Source organism: Quadrisphaera sp. INWT6 (assembly GCF_015390235.1).
GTDB lineage: Bacteria > Actinomycetota > Actinomycetes > Actinomycetales > Quadrisphaeraceae > Quadrisphaera.
The window spans coordinates 332,596-358,523 of record NZ_VUOH01000003.1 but is presented as its reverse complement, the minus strand read 5'-3'; the positions used below and the strand labels follow the sequence as shown (position 1 = coordinate 358,523).

22 protein-coding genes, 1 other RNA gene, 2 pseudogenes and 1 riboswitch are annotated in these 25,928 nt (G+C 74.6%); of the genes and pseudogenes, 16 read left to right on the top strand and 9 right to left on the bottom strand.

Features of this window, described 5'->3' with window-relative positions; genetic code table 11:
• The first annotated feature begins 255 nt into the window (after positions 1–255).
• The 6 genes and pseudogenes from F1641_RS11455 to rnpB all read left to right on the top strand — a co-directional run bounded on the left by F1641_RS11455 (position 256) and on the right by rnpB (position 5,767).
• The gene (locus F1641_RS11455) at positions 256–1,377 is read left to right on the top strand and encodes an ABC transporter substrate-binding protein (RefSeq protein WP_194905601.1); all 1,122 of its coding nucleotides are present in this window, start codon (positions 256–258) and stop codon (positions 1,375–1,377) included.
• Positions 1,378–1,430: 53 nt separating this feature from the next.
• Positions 1,431–2,338 (top strand): annotated as a pseudogene (locus F1641_RS11450) (carbohydrate ABC transporter permease).
• Positions 2,339–2,347: 9 nt separating this feature from the next.
• Positions 2,348–3,175 (top strand): carbohydrate ABC transporter permease, encoded by an 828-nt coding sequence (locus F1641_RS11445; RefSeq protein ID WP_194905599.1) that lies wholly within the window; start codon positions 2,348–2,350, stop codon positions 3,173–3,175.
• A 109-nt stretch (positions 3,176–3,284) separates the two neighbouring features.
• On the top strand, positions 3,285–4,532 hold the full coding sequence (locus F1641_RS11440; RefSeq protein ID WP_194905597.1) for a mandelate racemase/muconate lactonizing enzyme family protein: 1,248 nt from the start codon (positions 3,285–3,287) through the stop codon (positions 4,530–4,532).
• A gap of 40 nt (positions 4,533–4,572) precedes the next feature.
• Entirely contained in the window at positions 4,573–5,319 is a 747-nt protein-coding gene (locus tag F1641_RS11435) for a FadR/GntR family transcriptional regulator (RefSeq protein WP_194905595.1), read from the top strand.
• A gap of 15 nt (positions 5,320–5,334) precedes the next feature.
• Positions 5,335–5,767, top strand: an RNA gene (gene rnpB / locus F1641_RS11430) — RNase P RNA component class A.
• 68 nt (positions 5,768–5,835) lie between these two features.
• Here rnpB and F1641_RS11425 read toward each other — a convergent pair.
• The 3 genes from F1641_RS11425 to F1641_RS11415 all read right to left on the bottom strand — a co-directional run bounded on the left by F1641_RS11425 (position 5,836) and on the right by F1641_RS11415 (position 8,647).
• Positions 5,836–7,257: an FAD-linked oxidase C-terminal domain-containing protein gene (locus tag F1641_RS11425; RefSeq protein ID WP_309225575.1), complete on the bottom strand. Its 1,422-nt coding sequence runs from the start codon at positions 7,255–7,257 to the stop codon at positions 5,836–5,838.
• Positions 7,254–8,183, bottom strand: coding sequence for a sulfurtransferase (locus tag F1641_RS11420; RefSeq protein ID WP_309225574.1), 930 nt, complete (start codon positions 8,181–8,183; stop codon positions 7,254–7,256). Before F1641_RS11420 ends, F1641_RS11425 begins: the two co-directional genes overlap by 4 nt.
• 68 nt (positions 8,184–8,251) lie before the next feature.
• Complete coding sequence (locus F1641_RS11415) at positions 8,252–8,647, bottom strand: hypothetical protein (protein ID WP_194905592.1); 396 nt, start codon at positions 8,645–8,647, stop codon at positions 8,252–8,254.
• 172 nt (positions 8,648–8,819) lie between these two features.
• On the opposite strand from F1641_RS11415, the gene F1641_RS11410 reads away from it, so the two are divergent.
• A complete protein-coding gene (locus F1641_RS11410; RefSeq protein WP_206691034.1) occupies positions 8,820–9,959 on the top strand; it encodes an MFS transporter in 1,140 nt (379 codons plus the stop codon).
• A gap of 195 nt (positions 9,960–10,154) precedes the next feature.
• Here the strand turns inward: F1641_RS11410 and gcvP are convergent, their stop codons facing one another.
• On the bottom strand, positions 10,155–13,058 hold the full coding sequence (gcvP, locus tag F1641_RS11405) for an aminomethyl-transferring glycine dehydrogenase (RefSeq protein WP_194905588.1): 2,904 nt from the start codon (positions 13,056–13,058) through the stop codon (positions 10,155–10,157).
• 94 nt (positions 13,059–13,152) lie between these two features.
• A riboswitch (glycine riboswitch) is annotated at positions 13,153–13,241 on the bottom strand.
• A 56-nt stretch (positions 13,242–13,297) separates the two neighbouring features.
• On the opposite strand from gcvP, the gene F1641_RS11400 reads away from it, so the two are divergent.
• The 8 genes and pseudogenes from F1641_RS11400 to eat all read left to right on the top strand — a co-directional run bounded on the left by F1641_RS11400 (position 13,298) and on the right by eat (position 20,243).
• Positions 13,298–13,474 carry a hypothetical protein gene (locus F1641_RS11400; protein WP_194905586.1) on the top strand — a complete coding sequence of 59 codons (177 nt, stop codon included), beginning with the start codon at positions 13,298–13,300 and terminating at the stop codon, positions 13,472–13,474.
• A gap of 55 nt (positions 13,475–13,529) precedes the next feature.
• Positions 13,530–14,312 (top strand): FadR/GntR family transcriptional regulator, encoded by a 783-nt coding sequence (locus F1641_RS11395; protein WP_194905584.1) that lies wholly within the window; start codon positions 13,530–13,532, stop codon positions 14,310–14,312.
• A gap of 85 nt (positions 14,313–14,397) precedes the next feature.
• The gene (locus F1641_RS11390; protein ID WP_309225573.1) at positions 14,398–15,762 is read left to right on the top strand and encodes a glutamine synthetase family protein; all 1,365 of its coding nucleotides are present in this window, start codon (positions 14,398–14,400) and stop codon (positions 15,760–15,762) included.
• An 8-nt stretch (positions 15,763–15,770) separates the two neighbouring features.
• Complete coding sequence (locus F1641_RS11385; protein ID WP_194905582.1) at positions 15,771–17,147, top strand: aldehyde dehydrogenase; 1,377 nt, start codon at positions 15,771–15,773, stop codon at positions 17,145–17,147.
• A 32-nt stretch (positions 17,148–17,179) separates the two neighbouring features.
• On the top strand, positions 17,180–17,959 hold the full coding sequence (locus F1641_RS11380) for a 3-oxoacyl-ACP reductase (protein WP_194905580.1): 780 nt from the start codon (positions 17,180–17,182) through the stop codon (positions 17,957–17,959).
• Positions 17,956–18,078 (top strand): annotated as a pseudogene (locus F1641_RS22450) (gamma-glutamyl-gamma-aminobutyrate hydrolase family protein); the annotation flags it as partial. The gene F1641_RS11380 and the pseudogene F1641_RS22450, both read left to right, overlap by 4 nt.
• An 89-nt stretch (positions 18,079–18,167) precedes the next feature.
• Positions 18,168–18,767: a gamma-glutamyl-gamma-aminobutyrate hydrolase family protein gene (locus tag F1641_RS11375; protein ID WP_206691033.1), complete on the top strand. Its 600-nt coding sequence runs from the start codon at positions 18,168–18,170 to the stop codon at positions 18,765–18,767.
• A 72-nt stretch (positions 18,768–18,839) separates the two neighbouring features.
• Positions 18,840–20,243, top strand: coding sequence for an ethanolamine permease (gene eat, locus F1641_RS11370; protein ID WP_194905968.1), 1,404 nt, complete (start codon positions 18,840–18,842; stop codon positions 20,241–20,243).
• A 325-nt stretch (positions 20,244–20,568) separates the two neighbouring features.
• Here eat and F1641_RS11365 read toward each other — a convergent pair whose 3' ends face one another.
• The 4 genes from F1641_RS11365 to F1641_RS11350 all read right to left on the bottom strand — a co-directional run bounded on the left by F1641_RS11365 (position 20,569) and on the right by F1641_RS11350 (position 23,695).
• Complete coding sequence (locus tag F1641_RS11365; RefSeq protein WP_194905578.1) at positions 20,569–21,741, bottom strand: Gfo/Idh/MocA family protein; 1,173 nt, start codon at positions 21,739–21,741, stop codon at positions 20,569–20,571.
• Positions 21,742–21,772: 31 nt separating this feature from the next.
• Positions 21,773–22,777: a sugar phosphate isomerase/epimerase gene (locus tag F1641_RS11360; protein WP_194905576.1), complete on the bottom strand. Its 1,005-nt coding sequence runs from the start codon at positions 22,775–22,777 to the stop codon at positions 21,773–21,775.
• 190 nt (positions 22,778–22,967) lie between these two features.
• Entirely contained in the window at positions 22,968–23,141 is a 174-nt protein-coding gene (locus F1641_RS11355; protein ID WP_194905574.1) for a CsbD family protein, read from the bottom strand.
• A gap of 140 nt (positions 23,142–23,281) precedes the next feature.
• Positions 23,282–23,695 (bottom strand): hypothetical protein, encoded by a 414-nt coding sequence (locus tag F1641_RS11350; RefSeq protein WP_194905572.1) that lies wholly within the window; start codon positions 23,693–23,695, stop codon positions 23,282–23,284.
• A 292-nt stretch (positions 23,696–23,987) separates the two neighbouring features.
• Here F1641_RS11350 and F1641_RS11345 point away from each other — a divergent pair, with 292 nt between their 5' ends.
• Positions 23,988–24,947, top strand: a complete 960-nt coding sequence (locus tag F1641_RS11345; protein ID WP_194905570.1) for a hypothetical protein — start codon at positions 23,988–23,990, stop codon at positions 24,945–24,947.
• Positions 24,948–25,006: 59 nt separating this feature from the next.
• Here F1641_RS11345 and ppgK read toward each other — a convergent pair whose 3' ends face one another.
• The gene (gene ppgK / locus F1641_RS11340; protein ID WP_194905966.1) at positions 25,007–25,759 is read right to left on the bottom strand and encodes a polyphosphate--glucose phosphotransferase; all 753 of its coding nucleotides are present in this window, start codon (positions 25,757–25,759) and stop codon (positions 25,007–25,009) included.
• Between the last annotated feature and the right edge of the window lie 169 nt (positions 25,760–25,928).

Below are 25,928 nucleotides of genomic sequence, written 5' to 3'. Positions count from 1 at the left end.
GACCGAGGCGCCGCGCGTCTTCTTGACATCATACGTATTACCTTTTAGGTTCTGCCGTGTCAGCGACCCTCGTCCGGGGGTCCGACCCTTCTCGATGGGGAGAAAGTCATGGCGGATGTCCTTGGTCGCTCACGCCGGATCGCCCTCGCGGTGACTGCTGTCACCGCCGTCGCCGCGCTCAGCGCGTGCGGCGGCGGCTCAGGGCCGGCTGCCAGCTCCGACGCATCGGGTGGCTCCGGGGTCACGAGCCTCCGGGTGGCGGACTACTACACCGACGAGCCCGCCTTCTCGATCATCGGGGGGATGCTGGACACCTGCGGGCAGTCGATCGGGGTGACCATCGAGCGCGAGGCGGTGCCCTCGGGCGACTACCTCAGCAAGGTCCTGCAGCAGTCCAGCTCTCGGACGCTCCCTGACGTGCAGATGATCGACGCGCAGGACCTGCCCGCCATCTCCAAGAGCGGTGCGCTCTCCCCGGTCTCCGAGCGCGGCGTCGCCACGGACACCGTCGGAGAGAGCGTCCTGAGCCTCGGCACGGTCGACGGGGAGGTCTACGGCCTCGCGCCCACCGCCGGCACGATCGTCCTGTTCGTCAACAACGCGATGCTGGCCGAGGCGGGCCTGCAGGCGCCGACGACCTGGGACGAGCTGCAGAGCACGGCGAAGGCCCTGACGTCCGGTGATCGTTACGGCATCGCCTTCAGCACCAAGAACGACGGCCAGGGCACGTACGCGTACCTGCCGCTGCTGTGGTCCGCCGGCGGGTCGGAGGACGCCCTCGACAGCGCGGCCGCGAAGTCCGCGCTGCAGCTCGAGGTCGACCTCGTGTCCAGCGGGGCGGCGTCGCAGTCCACGGTCCAGTGGGGCAACAGCGACGTCGGCGACCAGTTCCTCACCGGCAAGGCGGCCATGGCGCTGACCAGCGGCACGCAGATGTCCAAGCTGGACGGCGCCGAGACCCCCCTGGACTACTCCATCGTCTCCGTCCCCGTCCCGCAGGCCGGCGACACCGTCGTCTCGCCGCTGGGAGGCGAGACGTGGACGCTCCCGCGCTCCGGCGACCAGGCGCGCGAGGCCGCGGCGGCGGAGCTGCTGTCGTGCATCGCCTCGAACGACACGCAGCTGTCACTCGCCGAGCAGCGCCGCGTCGTCCCCGCGAACCCCGAGCTCGACACCCAGTACCTCGAGAAGCTGCCCAAGCTCACCGAGTACGTGGCGGCCGTCCGCGACGGCCGCTCGCGCACCGCGATCCTCCAAGACGCGTGGCCCGCGACGAACACCGCGATCTTCACCGCGATCCAGTCGGCGGTCACGGGGCAGGCCACCGTCGACGAGGCCCTGAGCACCGCTGCCGCCTCGGCGGCTGCCGCGAAGTGACGGCCACGACCTCCGCAGCCCGCGCCGAGGTCCCCGCACCCTCCCCAGCGTCCGTGCGCCGGGGAGGGGCCGGGTCGGGGCGGGGGCGCCTGGAGCTGTACCGGTGGGCCTTCGTCGTCCCCGCGCTGGTCTACGTCGCCCTCTTCTTCGCGTTCCCCGTGGTCAAGAACGCGGTGATGGGCTTCCAGGACTACACGACCGCGAGCTTCTACACCGGCGAGGCGCCCTTCATCGGGCTCGAGAACTACCGGACGATCTTCGCCAACCCGGGCTTCTGGCCCTCCGTCGCGCACACCGCGCTGTTCACCGCCGGGTCGATCGTCGGGCAGTTCTCGATCGGTCTGGCCATGGCGCTGTTCTTCCGCCGCCGCTTCCCCCTCGGGGGTGTGCTGCGGTCGCTGCTCCTCCTCCCGTGGCTGCTGCCGGTGATCGTCTCCACAGCGCTGTGGCGCTCACTCATGGACCAGGACTCCGGGGCCCTCAACGCGTTCCTGAAGGCCGTCGGGGTCATCGACACCGGCATCCCGTGGCTCTCCAGCCCGAGCATCGCGCTGACGTCCGTCATCATCGTCAACATCTGGGTGGGGATCCCGTTCAACGTCGCCCTGCTGTACGGCGGGCTCCAGGACATCCCTGAGGAGCTCTACGAGGCGGCGTCCATTGACGGTGCCGGCCCGGTGCGCTCCTTCCTGGCCATCACGTGGCCGCTGCTGCGCCCCACCGTGAACGTCGTGGTGCTCCTGTGCGTGATCTACACGCTGCGCTCGGTCGACATCATCCTGGGCCTGACCCGTGGGGGACCCGCTGGCTCCACCCAGACGCTGCCGACCTCGTCCTACTTCCAGTCGTTCCAGGACTTCCAGTTCGGGCTGGGGCGGCGACGAGCAACGTGCTCATCGTCATCGCCTTCGTCTTCGCGCTGCTGTACCTGCGGGCGACCCGACGCTCCCTGACGGACTGAGACGGAGCCATGACCACCTCGACCGGCGCTCGCCGCCTCCGCTCCCGCCGCGACACCGTCATCGGCGTCCTCATGCTCGTCGTGATGCTCTTCCCGATCTACTGGATGCTCAACCTCTCCGTGCAGGCATCGGGGAGCAGCCTCGCCTCCAGCGTGTTCCCCACGGAGATCCACCTCGACGGCTACCGCGCCGCGATCGACGACCAGTCGCGCAACCTCATGACGAGCCTGGTCGTCTCCATGCTCAGCGTCGCTCTGACGCTGGCCATCGCCGTCCCGGCCGCGTACGCGCTCGCGCAGTTCCGCCTGCGGGGTCTCAACGCGATCCTGCTCGTCCTGGCGGTCACGCAGATGATCCCCGGGATCGTCGTCGCCAACTCCCTCTACAGCGCCTTCAACGACCTCGGGCTGCTCAACACGATGACGGGGCTGGTCGCGGCGAACGCCTCGCACTCCATCCCCTTCGCCATCCTCCTGGTCCGGACGGCCATGCAGGCGGTCCCCGTGGGCGTCCTGGAGGCCGCACGCATCGACGGCGCCGGCCTATTCCGGACCTTCCGCTCCATCGCGGTGCCGATCGCCCGGAACGGGATCATCACCGCCTCGCTCTTCTCGTTCCTTTTCACGTGGAGCGACTTCCTCTTCGCCTTGACCCTCACCACCACGGACGACCTGCGCCCCGTGACGCTGGGGATCTACACCTACCTCGGTGCTGACCAGACCGACTGGGCGGCGGTGATGGCGACGTCCGTCTTCGCCTCGCTCCCGGCGATCGTCCTGCTCCTGGTCGCGCAGCGGTACATCGCCGCCGGTGCTTCCGGGGGAGCCGTCAAGTGATCGCACCCGACGCTCAGGCGCACCGGTCCAGCTGTGCGGTGGAGCACCTCCAGCACCCCCCGACGACGGCCGCGAGCGCGCCGGTCGTGACGCGAGGAGGCGTCGACGCATGAAGATCACCGGCTACCGCTCGCTGACCACCCGCCACGAGTGGGGGCGACCCGTCGGCGACGTCAACGGGGTCAGCGACGGCACCAGCACCCGCCAGGACGTCCTCGTCATCACCACCAGCGACGGCGTGGAGGGCGTGGCGCTCGGCGCGCACGCCGACATCGACAGGGTGTTCCCCGTCCTGGAGGGCGAGGACCCCCGCAGCGTCACGGGGCTCTACGACCGGATGCTCGACGTCGTCTTCAAGCTCGGCCACCAGGGGACCACGTTCAACACCCTCGGGACCGTCGACTCGGCCCTGTGGGACCTCAAGGCCAAGCTCGCCGGCGAGCCCCTGTGGCGGCTCCTCGGAGCCCGCGACAGGTTCGTCCCGGGGTACGCCTCGGGTCTCGAGGCGGGTCTGGGCGACGACGACGTCGCCGCCCTGTACGCCCGCTTCGCCGAGCGCGGCTTCGGTGCGGCCAAGCTCAAGGGCGGCCGCCACCTCGACGCGGACCTGCGGCGCCTCGGCATCCTCCGCGACGCCATGAGCGCCAACACCAGCCACCCCGGGCTGATGCTGGACGCCAACGAGTCGTGGCACGTCTCGCAGGCCGTGCGCCACGTGCGGGCCCTCGAGGCGGAGTTCGACCTCACCTGGGTGGAGGAGCCCGTCCGCCGCTGGGACGTGCGCGGCATGGCCTCGCTGCGCCAGCAGGTGGCCGCCGGCGTCGCCAGCGGTGAGAACCTCACCGGCCTGGAGCAGGTGCGCGCGCTGGTCGACGGCGGCGCCGTCGACGTGGTGCAGCCCAACGCCGCCTGGGGCATCACGAACCTCCTGCGGGTCGGGGCGCTGGCCCACGCGTTCGACCTGCCCGTCAGCCCCATCGGACTCACCTTCGCCGTGGCGGCCGGCGCCGCCGCGCTGCCCAACCTCCTCAGCATCGAGGTGCAGGACCTGTCCTGGCCGGTGGGGGTCGACGTCGACCAGGTGGTCGACGACGGGGGCGCTCGGCTCGGTGACAGCCCCGGCAACGGCATCGTGCTGGACGAGGCGGCCTTCGAAGAGGTGCCCGCCTCCGCGGGGTGGGCCGTCAGGTCCGGCCCGCACCTGCGCCCCGCCCGCGCGGGGCTGCGCCTGGTCCCCGAGGACGACGCCCCCGAGGACCGGGCGCCGGACCTGGCCCCGGACCGCGCGCCCGGCGGCGCGTCCGGCGGCGCTCCCGGGCCCACCGGCGGTGACGGCCTCGGCCGGACGGGCCGCTGAGCGACGTGCGCCAGCGCAGGCCGGTGCCATGATGGCGGCGATGCCCTCCGCCGACCTCGGCCCCGCGCAGCGCGCGAAGCCGCTCACGCCTCCCGCCCGCCTCGGGACGGCCGTCGTGGCCGAGCTGGTCGAGCTGATCGTCACCGGCGAGTTCGCCCCCGGTGAACTGCTGCCCCCCGAGGGCCCCCTGGCCGAGCGGTTCGGCGTCAGCCGCACCGTCATCCGGGAGTCCGTGAAGCGGCTGCAGGAGAAGGGCCTCGTCGTCGTCGGCCAGGGCCGGGGCACCGAGGTGCTCGACCAGGCGTCCTGGCGGATGCTCGACGCGCAGGTGCTCTCCGCGCTCGTCGACGACGACAGCTCCAACGGGGTCCTGTCCGAGATCAGCTCCGTCCGGTCGAGCCTGGAGGCGCTGATGGCAGGCGCCGTCGCCCGCCACCGCACCGACGAGCAGGTGGCCGGGCTGCGGGCGGCCCTCGAGGACATGCGCGGCCTCACCGACGACGAGGAGGCCTTCTACGACGCCGACGTCGCCTTCCACTTCCTGCTGATGGAGGCCTCCGGCAACCGGCTGGCGCACAACATCACCAGGGCGCTGTACCGGCGCGCGCTGGAGAGCCCCCGCTTCCGCGGCCACAACCCCGACGACGCCATGCAGCGCACCATCGACGAGGTGGCCGCCGTGCTCGACGCCGTCGTCGCCGGTGACCCCGAGGCCGCCGAGCGCGCCATGCGCAGCCACATCGACGTGGGCTGGGAGCGGCGCCGCCCCGACCACCGCGCGGGGTAGGCTCGCCGGCGCGGACGAGCTGGCCGGGCGGCCGCGTCGGGAGCCCTCGCGAGGGGGCGCCCGCCGAGGAACGTCCGGGCTCCACAGGGCGGGGTGGTGGGCAACACCCACCCGGGGCGACCCGCGGGAAAGTGCCACAGAGAACAGACCGCCGCGCACCACCGGCTCCGGCCGGGGGAGCGGGGCAAGGGTGAAACGGTGGTGCAAGAGACCACCAGCACCCCCGGTGACGGGGGTGGCTCGGCAAACCCCACCCGGAGCAAGGCCAGACAGGGAGCGTTCGAGGGCTGCCCGCCCGAGCTCCCGGGTAGGCCGCGACGGCGACCGGCCCCACGCGGGACGGGAGCGACGAGGACGGCGGTGACGTCGTCCCGAGATGGATGGCCGCACACCGCCACCGGTCCACCGGTGGCGGGGACAGGACCCGGCGTACAGGCCAGCTCGTCCGTCCGCCAGGAGCGCGGGGCCCGCGGGAGTGATCCCGCGGGCCCCGCGCTCGTCGTCGTCAGCGCGCGGTCACAGCGCCTTGTGCGGGTTGAGGATCCCCGCCGGGTCGAGCACCGCCTTGATCTGGTGCTGCAGCGCCAGCACGTCGGGCCCGAGCTCGCGCGCGGCGTGCTCGCGCTTGAGGACGCCGACGCCGTGCTCCCCGGTGACGGTGCCGCCCAGGCGCAGGGCCACGTCGAAGACCCGGTCGGCGGCGGCGAGCACCTCCGGCGGCAGCGGCGCCTCGTCGTCCGCGGTTCCGGCGCCACCGGCGCTCCCGCCGGCACCGGGCGCGGGGCGGGGCACGGCGATGATCGGGTGCAGGTTGCCGTCGGCGGCGTGGGCGATGACGTAGATGTCGGTGCCCGTCTCCGCCGCCACGGCCTGCACCTGCTCCACCGCCTCGGCCAGGCGCGACAGCGGCACGGCGATGTCCTCGATGAGCACCCGCCCGCGCCGCTCGATGGCCGGCAGCGCCGCCCGCCGCGCGGTGAGCAGCTCGCGGGCGCGGGCCGGGTCCTCGCTGGTCTCCACCGAGACCGCCAGGGGCGCCAGCACCTGCGCGAGGCGCTCCAGGTCGCTGCGCGCGGCGTCCGCCGAGGAGCCGTCGGTCTGCGCCACGAGCACGGCGCCGTCCGGGCCGCCGGCCACCTGCAGCGAGGTGTCCTCCAGCTCGTCGACGGCGCCGAGCGTGGCGCCGTCGACCATCTCGAGGATGAGCGGACGCACCCCCGAGGACACGACGGCGCTCGCCGCCGCCGCCGCGGCCCGCACGTCGGGGAAGACCGCCAGCAGGGTGGCGACCGCGACCGGCCGGGGCAGCAGGCGCAGCGTCGCGCCGACGACGATCCCGAGGGTCCCCTCCGAGCCGGTGAACAGGGCCGTGAGGTCGTAGCCGGTGACGCCCTTGAAGGTGCGGCTGCCGACGTGCACCAGCCGGCCGTCCGCGAGCACGACGTCGAGGGCGAGCACGGCGTCGCGGGTGACCCCGTGCTTGGCCCCGCGCAGCCCGCCGGCGTTCGTGGCGATGTTGCCGCCGATGGTGCTGATGCCGACGCTGCCGGGGTCGGGCGCGAACATCAGCCCGTGCTCGGCGGCCGCGGCGTCGAGGGCCGCGGTGACCACGCCGGGCTCGACGACCGCCACCTGGTCGACCGGGTCGACCTCGACGATGCGGTCCATCTGCGACAGGTCCAGGACGACGGCGCCCGCGCCCCCGGTGGCGGCCCCGGCGAGGCCGCTGCCCGCTCCCCGGACCACCAGCGGCGTGCTCGTGGCGGTGCACCAGCGGGCGGTGTGCTGGACCTCGGCGGTGGTGCGCGCCCTGACGACGGCGAGGGGCGCGCCGTCGGCGGCCACGCCCGACCTGTCGCGGCGGGCCGCCTCCAGGTGGACCGCGTCGGCGGACCAGTCGACCACCCCGGCGGCGAGGTCCTGCAGGTCGGCGCTCACCGGGAGACCTCCGCGTCCGCCGCACCACCGGGCTCGGCGCCGGTGGCGACCGGACGGCCGGGGGTGTTCGACCACTGGCTCCAGGACCCCGGGTAGAGCGCGGCGCGCTCGCCGGCCAGCTCCAGGGCGAGCACGGTGTGCGAGGCGGTCACGCCGGAGCCGCAGTAGGCGCCGACCTCCGGACCGTCCGCCCCGGCCCCGGCGGCGGCGAACGACGCCCGCAGCTCCTCCGGCGAGCGGAAGCGGCCGTCGTCGTCGAGGTGCTGCGTGGTCGGCGCGCTGCGCGCCCCGGGGACGTGCCCTCCGACCGGGTCGACCGGCTCGACGTCACCGCGGTAGCGCTCGGCGGCGCGGGCGTCGAGCAGCACCCCGTGGCCGGGGAGCGCGGCGGCCTCGTCGGCCGACAGCACGGGCTGGTGGTCCCAGCCGAGGGTGACCGAGCCGGGCGCGGGGGTGACCTCGCCGGTCTCCAGGGGGTGCCCGGCGTCGCGCCAGGCGGGCAGCGCGCCGTCGAGCACGCGCACGTCCGCGACCCCGGCGTGGCGCAGCAGCCACCAGGCGCGGGCGGCCGCCAGGGAGGTCCAGTCGTCGAGGACGACGACGGCGTCGCCGTCGTCCAGGCCCCACCGGCGCGCTGCGGCCTGCAGGGCCTCGCGGGTCGGCAGGGGGTGGCGACCCTGCTCGGGGCCGTGCTGGTCGGCGGGGAGGGCCAGCTCGGCGTCGAGGTCGACGAAGACGGCGCCGGGGACGTGCCCGGCGGCGTGCTGCTCGCGGCCGTCGGTGGCGCCGAGGCGCCAGCGGACGTCGAGGACGCGGACGGGGGTCCCGTCGTCGGTGCGCCAGCCGCGGGCGGCGTGCTCGGCCAGCTCGTCGGCGGTGATGAGCGGGTGGGACCGCGCGGGCTCGGCGGCGTGGGGGACGGGCACGGTCGTGGCTCCTGGCTGGCTGGCGGGGGGGGGGGGGGCGTGTGCGGCGGGGGAGGGGGCCGGGACCGTCAGCGGTCGCTGTCGGGGCCGGCGAGGTCGCGGGCGGCGCTGACCTCGTCGTCGTCCATCCCGGTGTGGTCGACCCGGGCGTGCTGGGCGGCCTGCTCGTCGATCCAGCGCTGGTGGCCCTCCCAGGCCGCCTGCTTGCTGGTGCCGAGCGCCTGCCCGATCTGGCTCCAGCTCGCTCCGGCGGCGCGCGCGGCGCGGACCGTCAGCTGGCGCCCGTACACGGCCTTCCGCACGACCACCTCGCTGAGGGCCAGGAGCTCCAGCGCGCTGGAGGGGTCGCGGAGCGCCCTGTCGACGCCGGCGTCGTCGTCGAGCTCCTGGCGGCGCAGCGCGTCGTAGCGCGCGGCGGCGGTGAGCAGGGTGTGCTCGCGCTCCAGCGCGGCCGGTGCGGGCATGCGCCCAGCCTGCGCGCCGCGCGCAGGTGCGTCAAGGTCACCTGACGGTCGGAGGGCGCGCGGGGCGCGACCCCGGGCGGGGGCGGAGGAGGGGTGCGAGGCTGGCGGCTCCGCCACCGCTCCACGGGAGTCCGCCCTGCACAGCCGCACCACCGGGTTCGCCGTCGCCTCGGTGGCCCTCGTGCTCATCTTCGTCTCCGCCGGCACGCCCATCCCGCTGTACAACCTGTACCGCGCGGAGGACGGGCTGAGCACCGCCGACCTCACGGTGGTCACCGCCGCCTACCTCGCGGCGGCAGCGGTCTCCCTGCTCGTGCTCGGCCGGCTGTCCGACCACCTCGGACGACGGGTGGTGGGCGTCGCCGCCCTCGTCAGCTCGGCGCTGGGCCTCGTGGTGCTGCTCGGGGTCGACGGCGTGGCGCCGCTCGCGGTGGGCCGCCTGCTGCAGGGCCTGGCCACGGGGGCGGCGTCGAGCGCGCTGGGGGCGCTGGTGGTCGACACCGCCCCGGAGCGCCGCCGCTGGCTGCCGGCGGTGGTGACGAGCGCCGCGCCCACGCTCGGCATCCCCCTGGGAGCGCTCCTGTCCGGCGTCCTCGTCGACAACGCCCCGGCACCGCACCTGCTCACGTACGGCGTGGTGCTGGTGCTCCTCGCCGCGGCAGCCGTCGGCGTCGCGCTCGGCCCGGAGACCGCCGCGCGGACCTCGTGGCGCGCTGCGGCGGGCTCCCTGCGGCCGCACGTCACGGTCCCGCCGGGCGCGGGGCGGCAGCTCGGGGCGCTGGCGGGGCTGATCCTCGCCACCTGGTCGCTCGGAGGCTTCTACCAGGCGTTCGGTCCCACGATCGCCGAGCAGCAGCTGGGGTCGGACACCGCGCTGCTCGCCGCCGCCGTCTTCGCCAGCTTCACGGTGCTGGCGGTCGTCGGCGGGCCGCTGTCGGCCAGCGCCCGCGCCGACCGCGCCCTGCGCTGGGGGGCCGTCGTCTACGCGCTCTGCGTGGTCGGGATCCTCACGGCGCTCGCCGCGGCCGCGACCGGTCCGTTCCTGGCGGCGAGCCTCGCCGCCGGGGTGGCCCAGGGGGTGGCGCAGACGGGCGGCATGCGCGCGCTGCTCGCCCGGACCGGTCCGGGTGACCGGGCCGGCGTGCTCTCCACGGTGTTCCTCGTCAGCTACAGCTGCGCCGCCGTCCCGAGCCTCGTCGCGGGCCGGCTCACCGACGTGCTCTCGCTGGTGCAGATCAGCGCCGGGTACGGGGTGCTCGTGCTGGCGGGCGTCCTGGTCGTGCTGCTGGTCGCCCGCCCGACCCCTCGGTGAGGCACCCCGTCCGTCCACCGGGCGGTGGTGGAGCGGAGGCGTCGGAGCGGTGTCACGAGGTGTCGGAACCAGTGGGTGGTTCCGACACCTCGTGACCGGGTTCCGGCACCTGGAGCCGCGCGGGGTGGCGCACTCCCATGATCACGGGGGGGGGGGGGGGGTGCTCCGGAGGTCCGCTGGCGCCCCGGGGGCGGGTCAGTCGGTCGTGCCGTCGTAGGCGTCCAGCGGCGGGCACGAGCAGACGAGGTTGCGGTCGCCGAAGGTGCCGTCGATGCGGCCCACCGGCGGCCAGTACTTGTCCGGGTCCGGGCCGGCCGGGTACGCGGCCACCTGGGCGCTGTAGGGCAGCTCGCCCGAGAGCACGCGCTCGGCGGTGTGCGGGGCCCCCCGCAGCGGGGAGGTGGCGAGCTCGGCCTCGCCGTCGGCGATCTGCTGGGCCTCGGCGCGGATCGCGAGCATCGCGTCGACGAACCTGTCGAGCTCGGCGAGGTCCTCGCTCTCGGTCGGCTCGACCATGAGCGTGCCCGCCACCGGGAAGCTGGTGGTGGGGGCGTGGAAGCCGTGGTCGACGAGCCGCTTGGCCACGTCGTCGACGGTCACGCCGGTGGCCTTGGTGAGCGGGCGCAGGTCGAGGATGCACTCGTGGGCCACGAGCCCGCCCTCCCCGGCGTAGAGCACCGGGTACGCGCCGCCCAGCCGGGTGGCCAGGTAGTTCGCGGACAGCACCGCCGTCGCCGTCGCCCGGGCCAGGCCGGCCCCGCCCATGAGGCGGATGTAGGCGTAGGAGATCGGCAGGATGCCGGCCGAGCCGTGCGGCGCCGCGGAGATCGGGCCGATGCCCTCGCGGCGGGCCGGGTCCGGGTGCGCGGGGTGCGTGGGCAGGAACGGCGCGAGGTGCTCGCGCACGGCCACCGGGCCGACGCCGGGACCGCCGCCGCCGTGGGGGATGCAGAACGTCTTGTGCAGGTTCAGGTGGGAGACGTCGCCGCCGAACTCGCCCGGCTTGGAGTGCCCGACGAGGGCGTTGAAGTTCGCCCCGTCGATGTAGACCTGACCGCCGGCCGCGTGCACCAGGTCGCACACCTCGGTGATGCCCGGCTCGTAGACGCCGTGCGTGGAGGGGTAGGTCACCATGATCGCGGCGAGGTCGTCGGCGTGCTGCTCGCACGTGGCGCGCAGGTCGTCGAGGTCGACGGTCCCGTCGGCAGCGGCCTTCACGACGACGACGCGCATCCCGGCCATCACCGCGGAGGCCGCGTTGGTGCCGTGCGCCGAGCTGGGGATGAGGCAGACGTCGCGCTGCTCCTCGCCGCGCGAGCGCTGGTAGCTGCGGATCGCCACCAGGCCGGCGAGCTCTCCCTGAGAACCGGCGTTGGGCTGCACCGAGACCCTGTCGTACCCCGTGACCTCCGCGAGCCAGCCCTCGAGGGTGCCGACGAGCTCGGCGTAGCCGGCGGCGTCCTCGGCGGGGGCGAAGGGGTGCAGGTCGGCGAACCCGGGGAGGCTGATCGGCTCCATCTCGGTGGTCGCGTTGAGCTTCATCGTGCACGAGCCCAGCGGGATCATGCCGCGGTCGAGCGCGTAGTCGCGCCGGGCCAGGCGCTGCAGGTAGCGCAGCACCGATGTCTCGGAGCGGTGCGTGCTGAACACCGGGTGGGTCAGGTACGGCGTCTCGCGCAGCAGGTCGGCCGGGAGCGCGTCGGGGGTGCGGACGTCGAGCGCGGCCAGCGCGTCGGCGCTGGTGGAGGCCTCGTCGAGGCCGAAGGCGCTCAGCACCCGGCCCACGACGCCGAGGTGGGTGCGCTCGGAGGTGGAGACCCCGACGTGGTCGGCGTCGACCAGGCGCAGGTGGAGCCCCGCCTCGCGCGCCGCGGCGACGACGGCGGACGCCCGGCCCGGCACTCGGGCCAGCACGGTGTCGAAGAGCTGCTCGTGGACGACCTCGACGCCGCCGTCGCGCAGCGCCGCCGCCAGGACGACCGCGGTGCGGTGGGTGCGCTGGGCGATGGCCCGCAGCCCGTCGGGGCCGTGGAAGACGGCGTACATCGACGCGGTGACGGCCAGCAGCACCTGCGCGGTGCAGATGTTGCTGGTGGCGCGGTCGCGGCGGATGTGCTGCTCGCGCGTCTGCAGCGCCAGGCGCAGCGCGGGGGCGCCGGTGGCGTCGACGGAGACGCCGACGAGGCGGCCCGGGAGGTTCCGCTCCAGCCCCTTCGCCACCGCCATGTACGCGGCGTGGGGGCCGCCGTAGAACAGCGGCACGCCGAAGCGCTGCGTGCTGCCGACCACGACGTCGGCGCCGAGCGCCCCGGGGGCCTCGAGCAGGGTGAGGGCGAGCACGTCGGCGGCGACGACGAGCTTGCCGCCGCGGGCGTGCACCGCGTCGGCCAGGCCGCGCAGCGCGGGCACCCGGCCGGAGGCCCCGGGGTACTGGACCAGCAGGCCGGTGACCTGCCCGGGCACCGCGCCCAGGCCCCAGCCCTCGCCGGAGAGGTCGGCGACGAGCACCTCGACGCCCATCGCGGCGGCCCGGGTGCGGATGACCTCGACGGTCTGGGGCAGGGCGTCGGCGTCGACGACGAACGGCCCGGTGGCCTTCGGGGCGGCCCGGCGCACCAGCGTCATCGCCTCGGCGGCCGCGGTGCCCTCGTCGAGCAGCGAGGCGCCGGAGGTGGGCAGGCCGGTGAGGTCGGAGACCACCGTCTGGAAGTTGAGCAGGGCCTCCAGGCGGCCCTGGGAGATCTCCGGCTGGTAGGGCGTGTACGCCGTGTACCAGGACGGGTCCTCCAGCACGTTGCGGCGGATGACCGGCGGGGTGACCGTGCCGTGGTAGCCGAGGCCGATCATCGGCTCGAGCGGCCGGTTGCGGGCGGCCAGCTCGGCCAGCTCGGCGGCGACCTGCGGCTCGGTGCGGGCGTCGAACAGGTCCAGGGACCCGCGCAGGCGGATGCCGGCGGGGACCGCGGCGTCGACCAGGCCCTCGAGGGTCTCGTGGCCGACGGCGGCCAGCATCGTGGCGACGTCCTCGGCCGACGGGCCGATGTGGCGGTCGGCGAAGGACTGCTCGCCCAGCTCGGCGAGGGTGGTGTGGTCGGACATCGAGGCTCCCGGACGTGTGGGCGCGTGGTCGCGCGTGGTCGGTGCCTCCCCCTCAGTCGCCGCCCGCCGCTCGGGCGGGGTGCTCCTGAGTCGCCTGCCCTGCGCGGTCCTGGTGCCTGAGAGGTTCTGGGGAGAGTTGCCCCTTCGGCGCCCCGTCTGCTGGGGCTCTCCCGCGCGGGATGAACGGCTGTGATGGACTCGTCCACCAGTCTAGCCGCGGTGGTCGCAGAGCGGCAGCGGTGACCGCGGACCGCCCCTCCGCCGGCGGGTGCGGACGACGTCCGCTGCTGGCGGCGGGCCTGTGGACGGCTGTCCACAGCGACGTCTCCACCGACGGACACCGTCCGGTGCTGCCCGACCACCGGCCCCCGGTGGCTGCCGCCGAGCTCGGGGCGGGGGGCCGGGTCCTGCGCTGAGAGGTTCGGAGTCAGACCATTGACACCCCCGTCCCCCCTGAGCAGACTCCCGGCCATGCCCCCCGCTGCGCTCCCCGCCGAGGGGGCCGGTCAGGGGTCGGGGCGGGGCGAGCAGGGCGATGCGCTGGACCTGTCCGCCGTGGTGCTGCACCCCCTGCGCGGGCAGCACGCGTTCGAGGCCTGCGTCGAGCAGCTGGGCACGGCGGTGCGCCTCGGCGTGCTGCCCCGCGGCTCCCTCCTGCCCCCCGAGCGCGACCTCGCCGAGCGGCTCGGGGTCTCCCGCGCCACGCTGCGCGAGGCCATCGCGGCGCTGCGGACCGCGGGCGTGGTCGAGACCCGCCGCGGGCGGGGAGGCGGCACCGTCGTCGTCCAGCGGCCCACGCTGCCGCAGCGCACCAGCGCCACCCAGCGCGCCGCGCGCCGCAGCGCCTGGCTCGACACCCTCGACTTCCGCCGCATCGTCGAGCCCGGCGCGGCCGCCCTCGCGGCCAGCCGCGACCTCACGCAGACGCAGCGAGACCGGCTGCAGGCCGCCCACGACGCCGTCCGCGCCGCGACGCAGCCGGCGACCCACCGCCAGGCCGACTCGCGCTTCCACCTCACGGTGGCCGCGCTGACCGGCTCGCCCTCGGTGGTCGAGGCCGTCACCGCGGTCCAGGCGGGGCTCCACGAGATGCTCAGCGCCATCCCGGTGCTGGCCACCAACATCGACCACTCCGACGCCCAGCACGCCCGGATCACCGCCGCCGTGCTCGAGGGCGACGGCGCCCGCGCCCGGCGGGCGGTGGAGGAGCACTGCGACGACACCGCGGCGCTGCTGCGCGGCCTGCTCGACTGACCGGCCCGCCCGCCCGCCGACCGCCCCGACCGCCCCGCCCGCCCCGCGACCCCGCCCGCCCCTGACCAGCCCCGGAGGAGACACCGTGCGCAACGACCGGCACCTGAGCGTCGAGGACCTCACCGCCCGCATCGACGCCGGCGAGATCGACACCGTCGTCGTCGCCTTCACCGACATGCAGGGGCGGCTGCAGGGCAAGCGGTTCCACGGCGCCTACTTCCGCGACCACGTGCTCGGCCACGGCACCGAGGGCTGCAACTACCTGCTCGGCGTCGACGTCGAGATGAACACCGTTCCGGGCTACGCGATCACCTCGTGGGAGCGCGGCTACGGCGACATGGAGATGGTGCTCGACACCGACACCGTCCGCCTGCTGCCGCACCTGCCCGCGACGGCGATGGTGCAGTGCGACCTGGCCTGGCCCGACGGCAGCCCCGTGGTGCAGAGCCCCCGCCAGGTGCTGGCGAAGCAGGTGGAGCGGGCCCGGGCGCTGGGCTACCGGGCGGTCGCCGGCACCGAGCTGGAGTTCATCCTCTTCGACGACACCTACGAGGCCGCTCACCGCGCCGGCTACCAGGGCCTGACGCCCTCGAACCAGTACAACATCGACTACTCCGTCATCGGCACCTCCCGCGTGGAGCCGCTGCTCCGCGACATCCGCAACACGGTGTACGCCGCGGGCCTGGACGTGGAGTGCGCCAAGGGCGAGTGCAACCTCGGCCAGCACGAGATCGGCTTCCTCTTCAACGACGTGGTGGTCACCGCCGACAACCACGCCGTCTACAAGACGGTCGCCAAGGAGGTCGCCGCCCAGCACGGCAAGGCCCTGACGTTCATGGCCAAGTGGGACGAGCGCGAGGGCAACTCCTGCCACGTGCACCTGTCGCTGAGGGGCCTGGACGACGAGGTCGTCTTCTGGGAGAGCGACGACGGCGGCCGCCGCTCAGCGCTGTACGACTCCTTCGTGGCCGGCGTGCTCTCCACGATGGAGGAGCTGACGCTGCTCTACGCGCCCAACGTCAACTCCTACAAGCGCTTCGCCGACGGCTCCTTCGCCCCCACCGCCATCGCCTGGGGCGAGGACAACCGCACCTGCGCGGTGCGCCTGGTGGGCCGCGGGGCGGGCGCCCGCATGGAGAACCGCGTGCCCGGCGGCGACGTGAACCCCTACCTGGTGCTCGCCGCGATGCTGGCCGGCGGCCTGCACGGCGTGGAGCAGGGCCTCCAGCTCGAGCCGCCCACCGAGGGCAACGCGTACGCCTCCGGCAAGCAGAAGGTGCCCACCACCCTGCGCCAGGCGCGCGACCTGTTCACCGCCTCCGCCGTGGCCCGCGCCGCCTTCGGCGACGAGGTGGTCGACCACTACACCAACGCGGCCGACGTCGAGCTGGCCGCCTTCGAGTCGGCCGTCACCGACTGGGAGCGCAAGCGCGGATTCGAGCGGATGTGAGCCACCTGATGACGAGCAGCACCTTCACCGTCCTGGACCCGGCGACGGCCGAGCCCGTCACCGACGTCCACCTCGCCACCCTCGAGGAGACCGACGCCGCGATCGAGCGCGCCGCCGCGGCCTTCCCCGCCTGGCGCGACGTGGCCCCCGCCGACCGGGCGCGCCTGCTGCGGCGCTTCGCCCGCGTCGTCGACGAGCACGTCGACGAGCTCGCCGCGCTGGAGGTGCGGAACTCCGGCCACACCCTCGCCGGCGCGCGGTGGGAGGCGGGGAACGTCCGCGACTGCCTCGACTACTACTCCGCGGCGCCCGAGCGGCTCTTCGGCCGGCAGGTCCCGGTGCCCGGAGGTGTCGACGTCACCTTCCGCGAGCCGGTCGGCGTGGTCGGCGTCATCGTCCCGTGGAACTTCCCCATGCCGATCGCGGCCTGGGGCTTCGCGCCGGCGCTCGCGGCGGGGTGCACCGTCGTCCTCAAGCCCGCCGAGCTCACCCCGCTGACGGCCGTCCGCCTGGGCGAGCTGGCGCAGGAGGCCGGGATCCCGGACGGCGTGTTCACCGTGCTGCCCGGCAAGGGCTCCGTGGTGGGGGAGCGGTTCGTCACCCACCCCGCGGTGCGCAAGGTCGTCTTCACCGGCTCGACGGCGGTGGGCAAGCGCGTCATGGCGGGCTGCGCCGACCAGGTCAAGCGCGTGACGCTGGAGCTGGGCGGCAAGAGCGCCAACATCGTCTTCGCGGACGCCGACCTCGAGCGCGCCGCCGCCGCGGCGCCGGGCGCCGTCTTCGACAACGCGGGCCAGGACTGCTGCGCGCGCTCGCGGATCCTCGTCGAGCGCTCCGCCCACGACAGGTTCCTGGAGCTCCTCGAGCCCGCGGTGAAGGCCGTGCGCGTCGCGCACCCCGGCACCGACCCCGACGCCGAGATGGGGCCCCTCATCTCCGCGACCCAGCGCGACCGCGTGCAGGGCTTCTTGAGCGGACCTGACGGCGCCGACGTCGCCTTCACCGGCTCCGCCCCCGACCTGCCCGGCTTCTGGGTGCCGCCGACCGTCGCGCTCGTCTCCGACGCCCGCGACCGCATCTGGCGCGAGGAGGTGTTCGGCCCCGTCGTGGCGGTGATGCCCTTCGACGACGAGGCCGACGCCATCGCGAAGGCCAACGACACCGAGTACGGACTGTCGGGCTCGATCTTCACCCGCGACGTCGGCCGCGCGCTGCGCGTGGCCCGCGGCGTGGAGGCGGGCAACCTGTCCGTGAACTCCCACTCCTCGGTCCGGTACTGGACGCCGTTCGGCGGATACAAGCAGTCCGGCCTCGGACGCGAGCTCGGGCCCGACGCGCCCGCCGCGTTCACCGAGGAGAAGAACGTCTTCATCAGCAGCGAGTGACCGCAACCGTGAGCACGGAGGAGAACGAGCACGTGGCAGGACGTCTGCAGGACCGGGTCGCCGTCATCACCGGGGGGTGCTCCGGCATCGGCCTCGCGACGGCGCGGCGCTTCGTGGCCGAGGGCGCGAAGGTCGTCGTCGGCGACATCGACGAGGCCTCGGGCGCCCGCGTGGTGGCCGAGCTGGGCGGTGACGGGGTCGCGGCGTTCGTGCGCGTCGACGTGACGAGCAAGGAGCAGGTCGACGCCCTCTTCGCGACCGCCAAGGAGCGGTTCGGCTCGGTCGACGTCGCGTTCAACAACGCCGGCATCAGCCCGCCCGACGACGACTCCATCCTCACCACCGAGCTCGACGCGTGGCGCCGGGTGCAGGAGGTCAACCTCACCAGCGTCTACCTGTGCTGCAAGGCCGCACTGCCCTACATGCTCGAGCAGGGCCGGGGCTCGATCATCAACACCGCCTCCTTCGTGGCGGTGATGGGCGCGGCCACCAGCCAGATCTCCTACTCCGCCTCCAAGGGCGGCGTGCTGAGCATGACGCGCGAGCTGGGCGTGCAGTTCGCCCGCGAGGGCGTCCGCGTCAACGCGCTGTGCCCGGGCCCGGTGAACACGCCGCTCCTCAAGGAGCTGTTCGCCAAGGACGAGGAGCGCGCCGCCCGGCGCCTGGTGCACGTGCCGATGGGCCGCTTCGCCGAGCCGGAGGAGCTGGCCAGCGCCGTCCTCTTCCTCGCCTCCGACGACGCGAGCTTCATCACCGCGTCGACGTTCCTGGTCGACGGCGGCATCTCCGCCGCCTACGTCACCCCCCTGTGACGACCGGGCCGAGCGCTGCCGCCCCGCAGCCCCGGCCCCTGGTGGGGATCAGCACCTACCGGGAGCAGGCGGCCTGGGGGGTGTGGCACCAGCGCGCCGACCTGCTGCCCGCCACCTACGCCGACGCGGTGCACCACGCCGGGGGCGTCCCGGTGCTGCTGCCCCGGCGGGGGCCGCGGAGCACCTCGCGGCGTCCGCCGTCGACGCGGTGGCGCGGCTCGACGCCCTCGTGGTGGCGGGCGGCGCCGACGTCGCCCCTGGTGCCTACGGCGAGCCGGTGCACCCCCGCACCGGGGCGCCCCGCCCGGACCGCGACGCCTGGGAGCTGGCCCTGCTCGACGCGGCGCTGGAGCGCGGCCTGCCGGTGCTGGGGGTGTGCCGGGGCATGCAGGTGATGGCCGTGCACGCCGGGGGCGCGCTCGAGCAGCACCTGCCCGACGTCGTGGAGCACGACGGGCACGACCCCGGGGGCGACGGCTACGGCGACGTCGAGGTCCGCATCGAGCCCACCAGCCGCCTGGGGCTGCTCGTGGGGCCGACGGCGACCGTCAGCTGCCACCACCACCAGGCGGTGCGGAGCCACCCCGGCTACGCGGCGGTGGCGTGGGCGGACGACGGGACCCTGGAGGCGCTGGAGCGGCCCGGGGGAGCGTTCGCGGTGGGCGTCCAGTGGCACCCCGAGGTGGTGGCCGACGCCGGGCTCTTCGCCGGGCTCGTGCAGGCCGCCCGGGGCGCCTGCGCCGACCCGGGCGCCCGGCCTGAGGTCCGGTTCCAGACCGGTCCCGGCGAGTCTGCCCCGGGGGCGTAGACGCACGTCGCCGAGCGCCGCTAGCGTGCGCCGACCAGCAGGGTGAGCCGAGGGAGCACTCACGTGACGGACCTGTCGAAGACGCACGTCGAGTCGCAGGACTACCTGCGCAAGAGGGAGCTGAAGACCGGGAGCGCCGGGTGGGTGCTGCTCGCCGGCCTCGGCGTCAGCTACGTCATCTCCGGCGACTACTCCGGGTGGAACTTCGGTCTCGCCGAGGGCGGCTTCGGCGGCCTGGCGATCGCGACCGTCGTCGTCGCCGGCATGTACCTGGCGCTGGTGCTCGGCATGGCCGAGCTGAGCTCGGCGCTGCCGGCGGCGGGCGGCGGCTACACCTTCGCCCGCCGGGCCCTGGGCCCCTGGGGCGGCTTCGCCACCGGCACCGCGATCCTCATCGAGTACGCCATCGCCCCCGCCGCCATCGCCACCTTCATCGGGGCGTACGTGGAGTCGCTCGGGCTGTTCGGCATCACCGACGGCTGGTGGGTCTACCTGGCGGCGTACGCGCTGTTCGTCGGCATCCACCTGGTGGGCGTCGGCGAGGCGCTGAAGGTGATGTTCGTGGTCACCGCGGTGGCGCTGGTGGGCCTCGTGGTCTTCGGGGTCGCCGCGCTGGCGGACTTCGACGTCGCCAACCTGACGAACATCCCCCCGAGCGACGCCGCGGGTGCCTCGGAGCTGCTGCCCTTCGGCTACCTGGGCGTCTGGGCGGCCATCCCCTTCGCCATCTGGTTCTTCCTCGCCATCGAGGGCGTGCCGCTGGCGGCGGAGGAGACCAAGGACCCGCAGCGCAACGTCCCGCGCGGCATCATCGCCGCGATGCTGGTGCTGCTGGCCACCTGCGCGCTCACCCTGGTGCTGGCCACCGGAGCCGGGGGAGCGCAGGCGATGTCGGCCTCCGGCAACCCGCTGGTGGAGGCGCTGTCGAGCACCGGGGCGGCCTCGGTGGTCAACTACATCGGTCTGGCCGGCCTCGTGGCGAGCTTCTTCTCGATCATCTACGCCTACTCGCGCCAGCTGTTCGCGCTCTCCCGCGCCGGCTACCTGCCGCGCGCCCTGTCGGTGACGAGCAGCCGCAAGACGCCGACGCTCGCGCTCGTCGTCCCCGGCGTCATCGGCTTCCTGCTCTCCCTGACCGGCGAGGGGGCGCTCCTGCTCAACATGGCCGTGTTCGGCGCCGCCCTCAGCTACGTGCTGATGATGGTGAGCCACATCGTGCTGCGGGTCCGCGAGCCCGACATGCCCCGGCCGTACCGCACCCCCGGCGGTGTGGCGACGACGGGCTTCGCCCTCGTGGTGGCCGTCATCGCCGTCATCGGCACGTTCCTGGTCGACACGAGGGCCGCGGCCCTGTGCCTGGTGGCCTTCCTGGCGTTCATGGCCTACTTCGGTCTCTACAGCCGCAGGCGCCTCGTGGCGAACTCGCCCGACGAGGAGTTCGCCGCGCTCGCGGAGGCGGAGAAGGACCTGGGCTAGCCCCTCCCCGCGACGATCAAGCGGCTCCGCGCCACATCTGCACCTCGGCCGGGCGGTGTGTGGCGCTCAGGTGCGTGATCGTCGCGGGGATGGGGGGGTCGGCGCGGGGGGCTCGTGCACGTCGGGGGCCTGGCGTGCGCCGCTGCGGAGCCGGGCTGGGCCCAGTTCCGCGACGATCAGGCGGCTCCGCGCCACATCGGCACCTCGGTCGGGCGGTGTGTGGCGCTCAGGTGCGTGATCGTCGCGGAGGTGGGGAGCAGCACGGGAGACGGCCAGGGGGTCCGCACCACGAGCGTGGTGCGGACCCCTGGCCGTCGGTGGTGGGTCAGCCCAGCGGGGTCCAGCGCGAGGAGTTCGCGGCGCTGTCCTCGACGGCGGCGAGCACCTTCTGCACGGCCAGGCCGTCGGCGAAGGACGGCTCCGGGTCCCGACCGGCGAGCACGTCGACCACGAAGTCGCGGATCTCGTGGGTGAAGGTGTGCTCGTAGCCCAGGCCGTGCCCGGCGGGCCACCAGGCGCCCGTGTACGGGTGGTCGGGCTCGGTGACGAGCACGCGGCGGAAGCCCGCCTCGACGTCGGGGTTCGCGCCGTCGTAGAACTCGAGCTCGTTCATCCGCTCGAAGTCGAACGCGAGGGAGCCCTTCGAGCCGTTGACCTCGATGCGCATCGCGTTGCGCCGCCCGAGGGCGAAGCGGGTGGCCTCGAAGGTGGCCAGCGCGCCCTGGTCGGTGCGGGCGATGAAGACGGCGGCGTCGTCGACCGTGACCTCGCCGCGCTCGCTCCCGCCCTGCGCGCTGAGGCCGCCGGTCTGCGACTCGAGCTTGGGGCGGCTCTTCACGAAGGTCTCGGTCAGGCCCGAGACGCCGGTGAGGCGGTGGCCGGTGACGAAGGAGGCCAGGTCGATGATGTGCGCGCCGATGTCGCCGAGGGCGCCGGAGCCGGCGGCCTCCTTGTCCAGGCGCCAGACCAGCGGGAACTCCGGGTCGGCGATCCAGTCCTGGAGGTAGACGGCGCGGATGTGGCGCACGTCGCCGATGCGTCCGTCCTGCACGAGCTTGCGCGCGTACGCCAGCGCCGGGGTGCGGCGGTAGGAGAAGCCCACCATCGACCGCACGCCGCGGCCCTTGGCGGCCTCGGCGGCGGCGACCATTCGCTCGGCGCCCTCGACGGTGTTGGCCAGCGGCTTCTCGCAGATGACGTGCTTGCCGGCCTCGAGCGCGCCGATGGCGATGTCGACGTGGCTGTCACCGGGGGTGCAGACGTCGACGACGTCGATGGACGGGTCGGCCACGGCCTCGCGCCAGTCGGTGACGACGTTCGGGATGCCGAACCGGTCGGCGAACTCCTGGGCGGCGGCGCGGTTGCGCCCGACGACGGTGGTGACGTTGACCGGCACCCCCAGGTCGAAGAACTTGGCGGCCTGCGCCCAGCCGGCGCTGTGCACGCGGCCCATGAAGGCGTAGCCGGCGACGGCGACGTCCAGCTTCTGGATGGTCATGCGGTGGCTCTCCTGCGTTCGGGGGACGGGGTCAGCGGCCGGTGGAGAAGGCGGCGTCGAAGGCGGCGGCCGGCGGCTGGATCGCGTTGAGCTTCCGCACGATGCCGAGCGCCTCGGGGGCGCCGACGAGGCGGTCCATGCCGGCGTCCTCCCACTCCACCGACGTGGGGCCGGTGTAGCCGATCGAGTTCAGGACGCGGAAGATCCGCTCCCACGGCACCTCGCCGTGGCCGACGGAGACGAAGTCCCACCCGCGGCGGGGGTCGGCCCACGCCAGGTGGCTGCCCAGGCGGCCGTTGCGGCCGTCGAGGTGGGTCACCGACTCCTTGCAGTGCACGTGGAAGATCTTGTCGGCGAAGTCCTGCAGGAAGACCGACGGGTCGAGCTGCTGCCACACGAAGTGGCTCGGGTCGAAGTTGAACCCGAAGGCCGGGTGGTCGATCGCCTCCAGGGCGCGCTTCGCCGTCCAGTAGTCGTAGGCGATCTCGGTGGGGTGGATCTCGAGGGCGAACCGCACGCCGTTCTCGGCCATCGCGTCGAGGACCGGCGTCCAGCGGGTGACGAAGTCGTCGAAGCCCTTCTGCACGAACGCGTCCGACGCCGGCGGGAACATGGCCACCGCGTGCCAGATGGAGGAGCCCGTGAAGCCGGTGACGGTGTCGACGCCCATGGCCTTCGCGGCCTTCGCCGTGGTGATCATCTCGGCCTGGGCGCGCTGGCGGACGCCCTCGGGGTCGCCGTCGCCCCAGACCCGGTCGGACAGGATGTCGCGGTGGCGCTCGTCGATGGGCGAGTCGCACACGGCCTGCCCGAGCAGGTGGTTCGACAGCGTCCAGGTCTTCAGGCCGTTCTTCTCCAGCACGGCCTTCTTCTCGGCCACGTAGGCCGGGTCCTCCGCGGCGCGGACGACGTCGAGGTGGTCGCCCCAGCAGGCGATCTCGAGGCCGTCGTACCCCCACTCGCCCGCGAGGCGGGCGACCTCCTCGAAGGGCAGGTCGGCCCACTGACCGGTGAACAGGGTGACCGGACGCGTCATCGCGCTCCTCCAGGAGTTCCGTGCGGGGTTCCGTGCAGGCCGCGGCACGTCCCAGCACGCCGTGCCGGGACGCCGCGGCGGTCACATCCTTCCGCCGCGCCGGGGTGATCGCCACGCCGGGTCCCCCGGCAGGGGGGACGACGACGGCCGCCGCCCCGGGTGGGGCGGCGGCCGTCGGTGCGGAGGGACCTCAGCGCTTGAACGCGTCCTTGACGTGCTCGCCGCGCTGCTTGACGTCGCCGGCGACCTGGTCGCGCTGGCCCTCGGCCTGCAGGTCGCGGTTGTCCGTCTTCTCACCGACGGCCTCCTTGACCTTGCCGGCGGCCTCCTGGGCGGCGTTCTTGATCTTGTCGACAGCAGACATGTGGCCCTCCTTCATCGGGTGCTCCGATCTTGCGGCAGGCCGTCGCGATCCGCTCGCCGAGAACGCCCGGGCGGCCCCCGTCGCAGGAACCTCCCAGGTCGCTGCCCGGCGGCTGCGGCTCCCCCCGGCCGGCGCGGGGGTCAGGAGCGGTCGCGACCGCCGCCGTCGGCGAGGAGGGTCCCGGCGATGCCCGCGAGGAAGACGTCCTTGGCGATGGCCTGGCCCTGCTCGGTCCAGCGCAGGCTGCCCGCCTCGCGCATGCCGGGCACGCGCAGGTACAGGCCCAGGAGCCCGGCGCTGAAGGCGCCCAGGCCCAGGGCGACCAGGCGCGTCGGCACCAGGGGCACCAGCAGGGTCGAGCCCAGGACGATCTCGGACGTCGACAGCGCCTTGACGAACTTCGCCGGGGGGACCTGCTCCAGGAACGGGTAGGCCGCCATCGCGAAGCCGTGCAGGCCGGCGGCGACCTCCTGCGGCGCGTTCCGCTTGGAGAGCCCTGAGTTGAGGATGTACAGGCCGCTGGCGACGCGGGCGGGGAGGTGGGCAAGGCGCACGGGACGTCCTCCTGGGTGGCTGGGGTGTGGCTGGGGTGTGGCTGCTGCGAGCGGTGCCCGGTCGGGCCCGACGACGTCAGCACGCTAGCCAGCGGTCAGGGGCGGCGCGACCCGCTGCGACCTGCTGGACCCGCTGCGACCTGCTGGGACCCGCCGGGGCGGGGAGTGCCGTTCCCGGCGCACCGCGCCGGAAGTGCGGAAGTCCCTGACCCGGCGCGGTCCCGTGGCTACCGTGGGTGGCGGGCCGTGACCGCAACCGCTGGCGCGCGCCGGACGACGCTGGAGGCGCAGGGTGGGACGACGGGCGAAGGGCCGCAGCGGCCTGCGCCTCGCCCACCCCGCCGAGGGCGTCGCCCTCGGCGTCGCCGGCCTCCTGGTGGCCGCCACGCTCACGATCTCCCTCGGGGGGCTCCCGGAGCTGCCCGGGCAGGAGACCTCGGTGACCACCGCCAGCGGCGCCTCGCCCGGCGCCGCCGCGCCGGCCCTCCCCGAGACCTCCGGCTCGCGCGCTGCGGCCTCCGGCGGGTCGTCGGCGGGCGCTGGCGCGGGCGGCGCCTCGGCCGGCACCGGCTACGGGCCGGTGCAGGCCGCGCGCCTCGCGCAGGTGGTGGAGCAGTTCCCGCCCTTCGCCCCGTCCGTCACGGCCATGGGGCTCCCCGGGCTGGGCGTCTTCGTCCCCGAGGTCGCCGCGACCCAGCCGTGGCTGCTGCCCGCCGACGACACCGCGGCGAGCACCGGCTCCGGCGGCGCCAGCGCCCCCGCGTCCGACCCGTCGACGCCCGCCGGGGGCGGCACCGGCGCCGACGAGGGCACTCCGGGGAGCGCGGGCTCGTCGGACGGCGGCAGTGCGTCCTCCGACACCGCGACCCCGCCGCCGTCGCAGGGCTCGTCGTCGACCCCGCCCAGCCCGCCCCCGACCTCGGAGCCCGAGCGCGGCTCGGCCGGCGACACGGCCGGCACGCCGGGGTCGACGGGGTCGACGGGGACGACGGGGGCGCAGGACGCGCCGGGCAGCCCGACGGGTGGCGCCGCGCTGCTGCCCCCCAGCACCGACCGGACCTCCGGCGGAGCCAGCACCAGCACCAGCAGCAGCAGCACCGCGACGAGCGGCGGGGCGGACGGCCGCGTCACCTCGCTGTCAGCGCCGGCCGGGGCCGGCACCCCGTCGCAGACGCCCACCGCGCACGCGGAGCCCTCGGCGGAGGAGAGCGGCGCGCCGTCGTCGTCCGCCCCCAGCGACCTCAGCAGCTGACCAGCGGACGCGCCGTCAGCGGCGGGTCAGCGGCGGGTCAGCGGCGGGTCAGCGGCGGGTCAGCGGCGCTGCTCGGCGGCCAGCACCGCGGCGCCCACGATGCCCGCGGAGTTCAGCAGCTGCGCCGGCACGATCGGCGTCCGGAGCCGCAGCTCGGGCAGGAACTTCTCCGACTTCTTCGACACCCCGCCGCCCACGACGATGAGGTCGGGCCAGAGCAGCGCCTCGAGGCTGGAGAAGTACTTGTTGAGGCGCTTGGCCCAGTGCGACCAGGACAGGTCGTCGCGCTCGCGGGCGGCGTCGGAGGCGCGGGTCTCGGCGTCGTGCCCGTCGACCTCCAGGTGGCCCAGCTCGGTGTTGGGCAGCAGGGCGCCGTCGACCATGACCGCGGTGCCGATGCCGGTGCCCAGCGTCGCCAGCACGACGACACCGCGGACGCCCTTCGCGGCGCCGTAGCGCGCCTCGGCGATGCCGGCGGCGTCGGCGTCGTTGACCACGTGCACCGGGTGGCCGGTGACGGCGGTCATCAGGGTCGCGACGTCGTAGTCGACCCAGCCCTTGTCGACGTTCGCGGCCGTGCGCGCGACCCCGTGCTGGATGACGGCGGGGAAGGTGATCCCCACCGGGACGCCCGCGCCGCCGTCGGGGAGGTCGGCGCAGATCTGGTCGACGATCTGCTTGACCACGCGGGAGACGGCGTCGGGCGTGGACGGCTGCGGCGTGGGGATGCGGATGCGCTCGGCGGAGAACTCGCCGGTGGCGAGGTCGACCGGCGCGCCCTTGATGCCGGAGCCGCCGATGTCGATGCCGATCGCGGTGCCGCTGCGCGCGCCGCCGGGGGCCGCGTCCGGCGTGGTCGTCGGGGCGGTGGTCGGCGCGGTGGAGGTCTCGGGTGCCACGACGCCGCAGGCTAGCCCGCACCGCGGCCGGCGGCAGCGCCAGTGCGTCCGGTGCGCCCGGTCGGGGGGTCCTCCGGGTCGC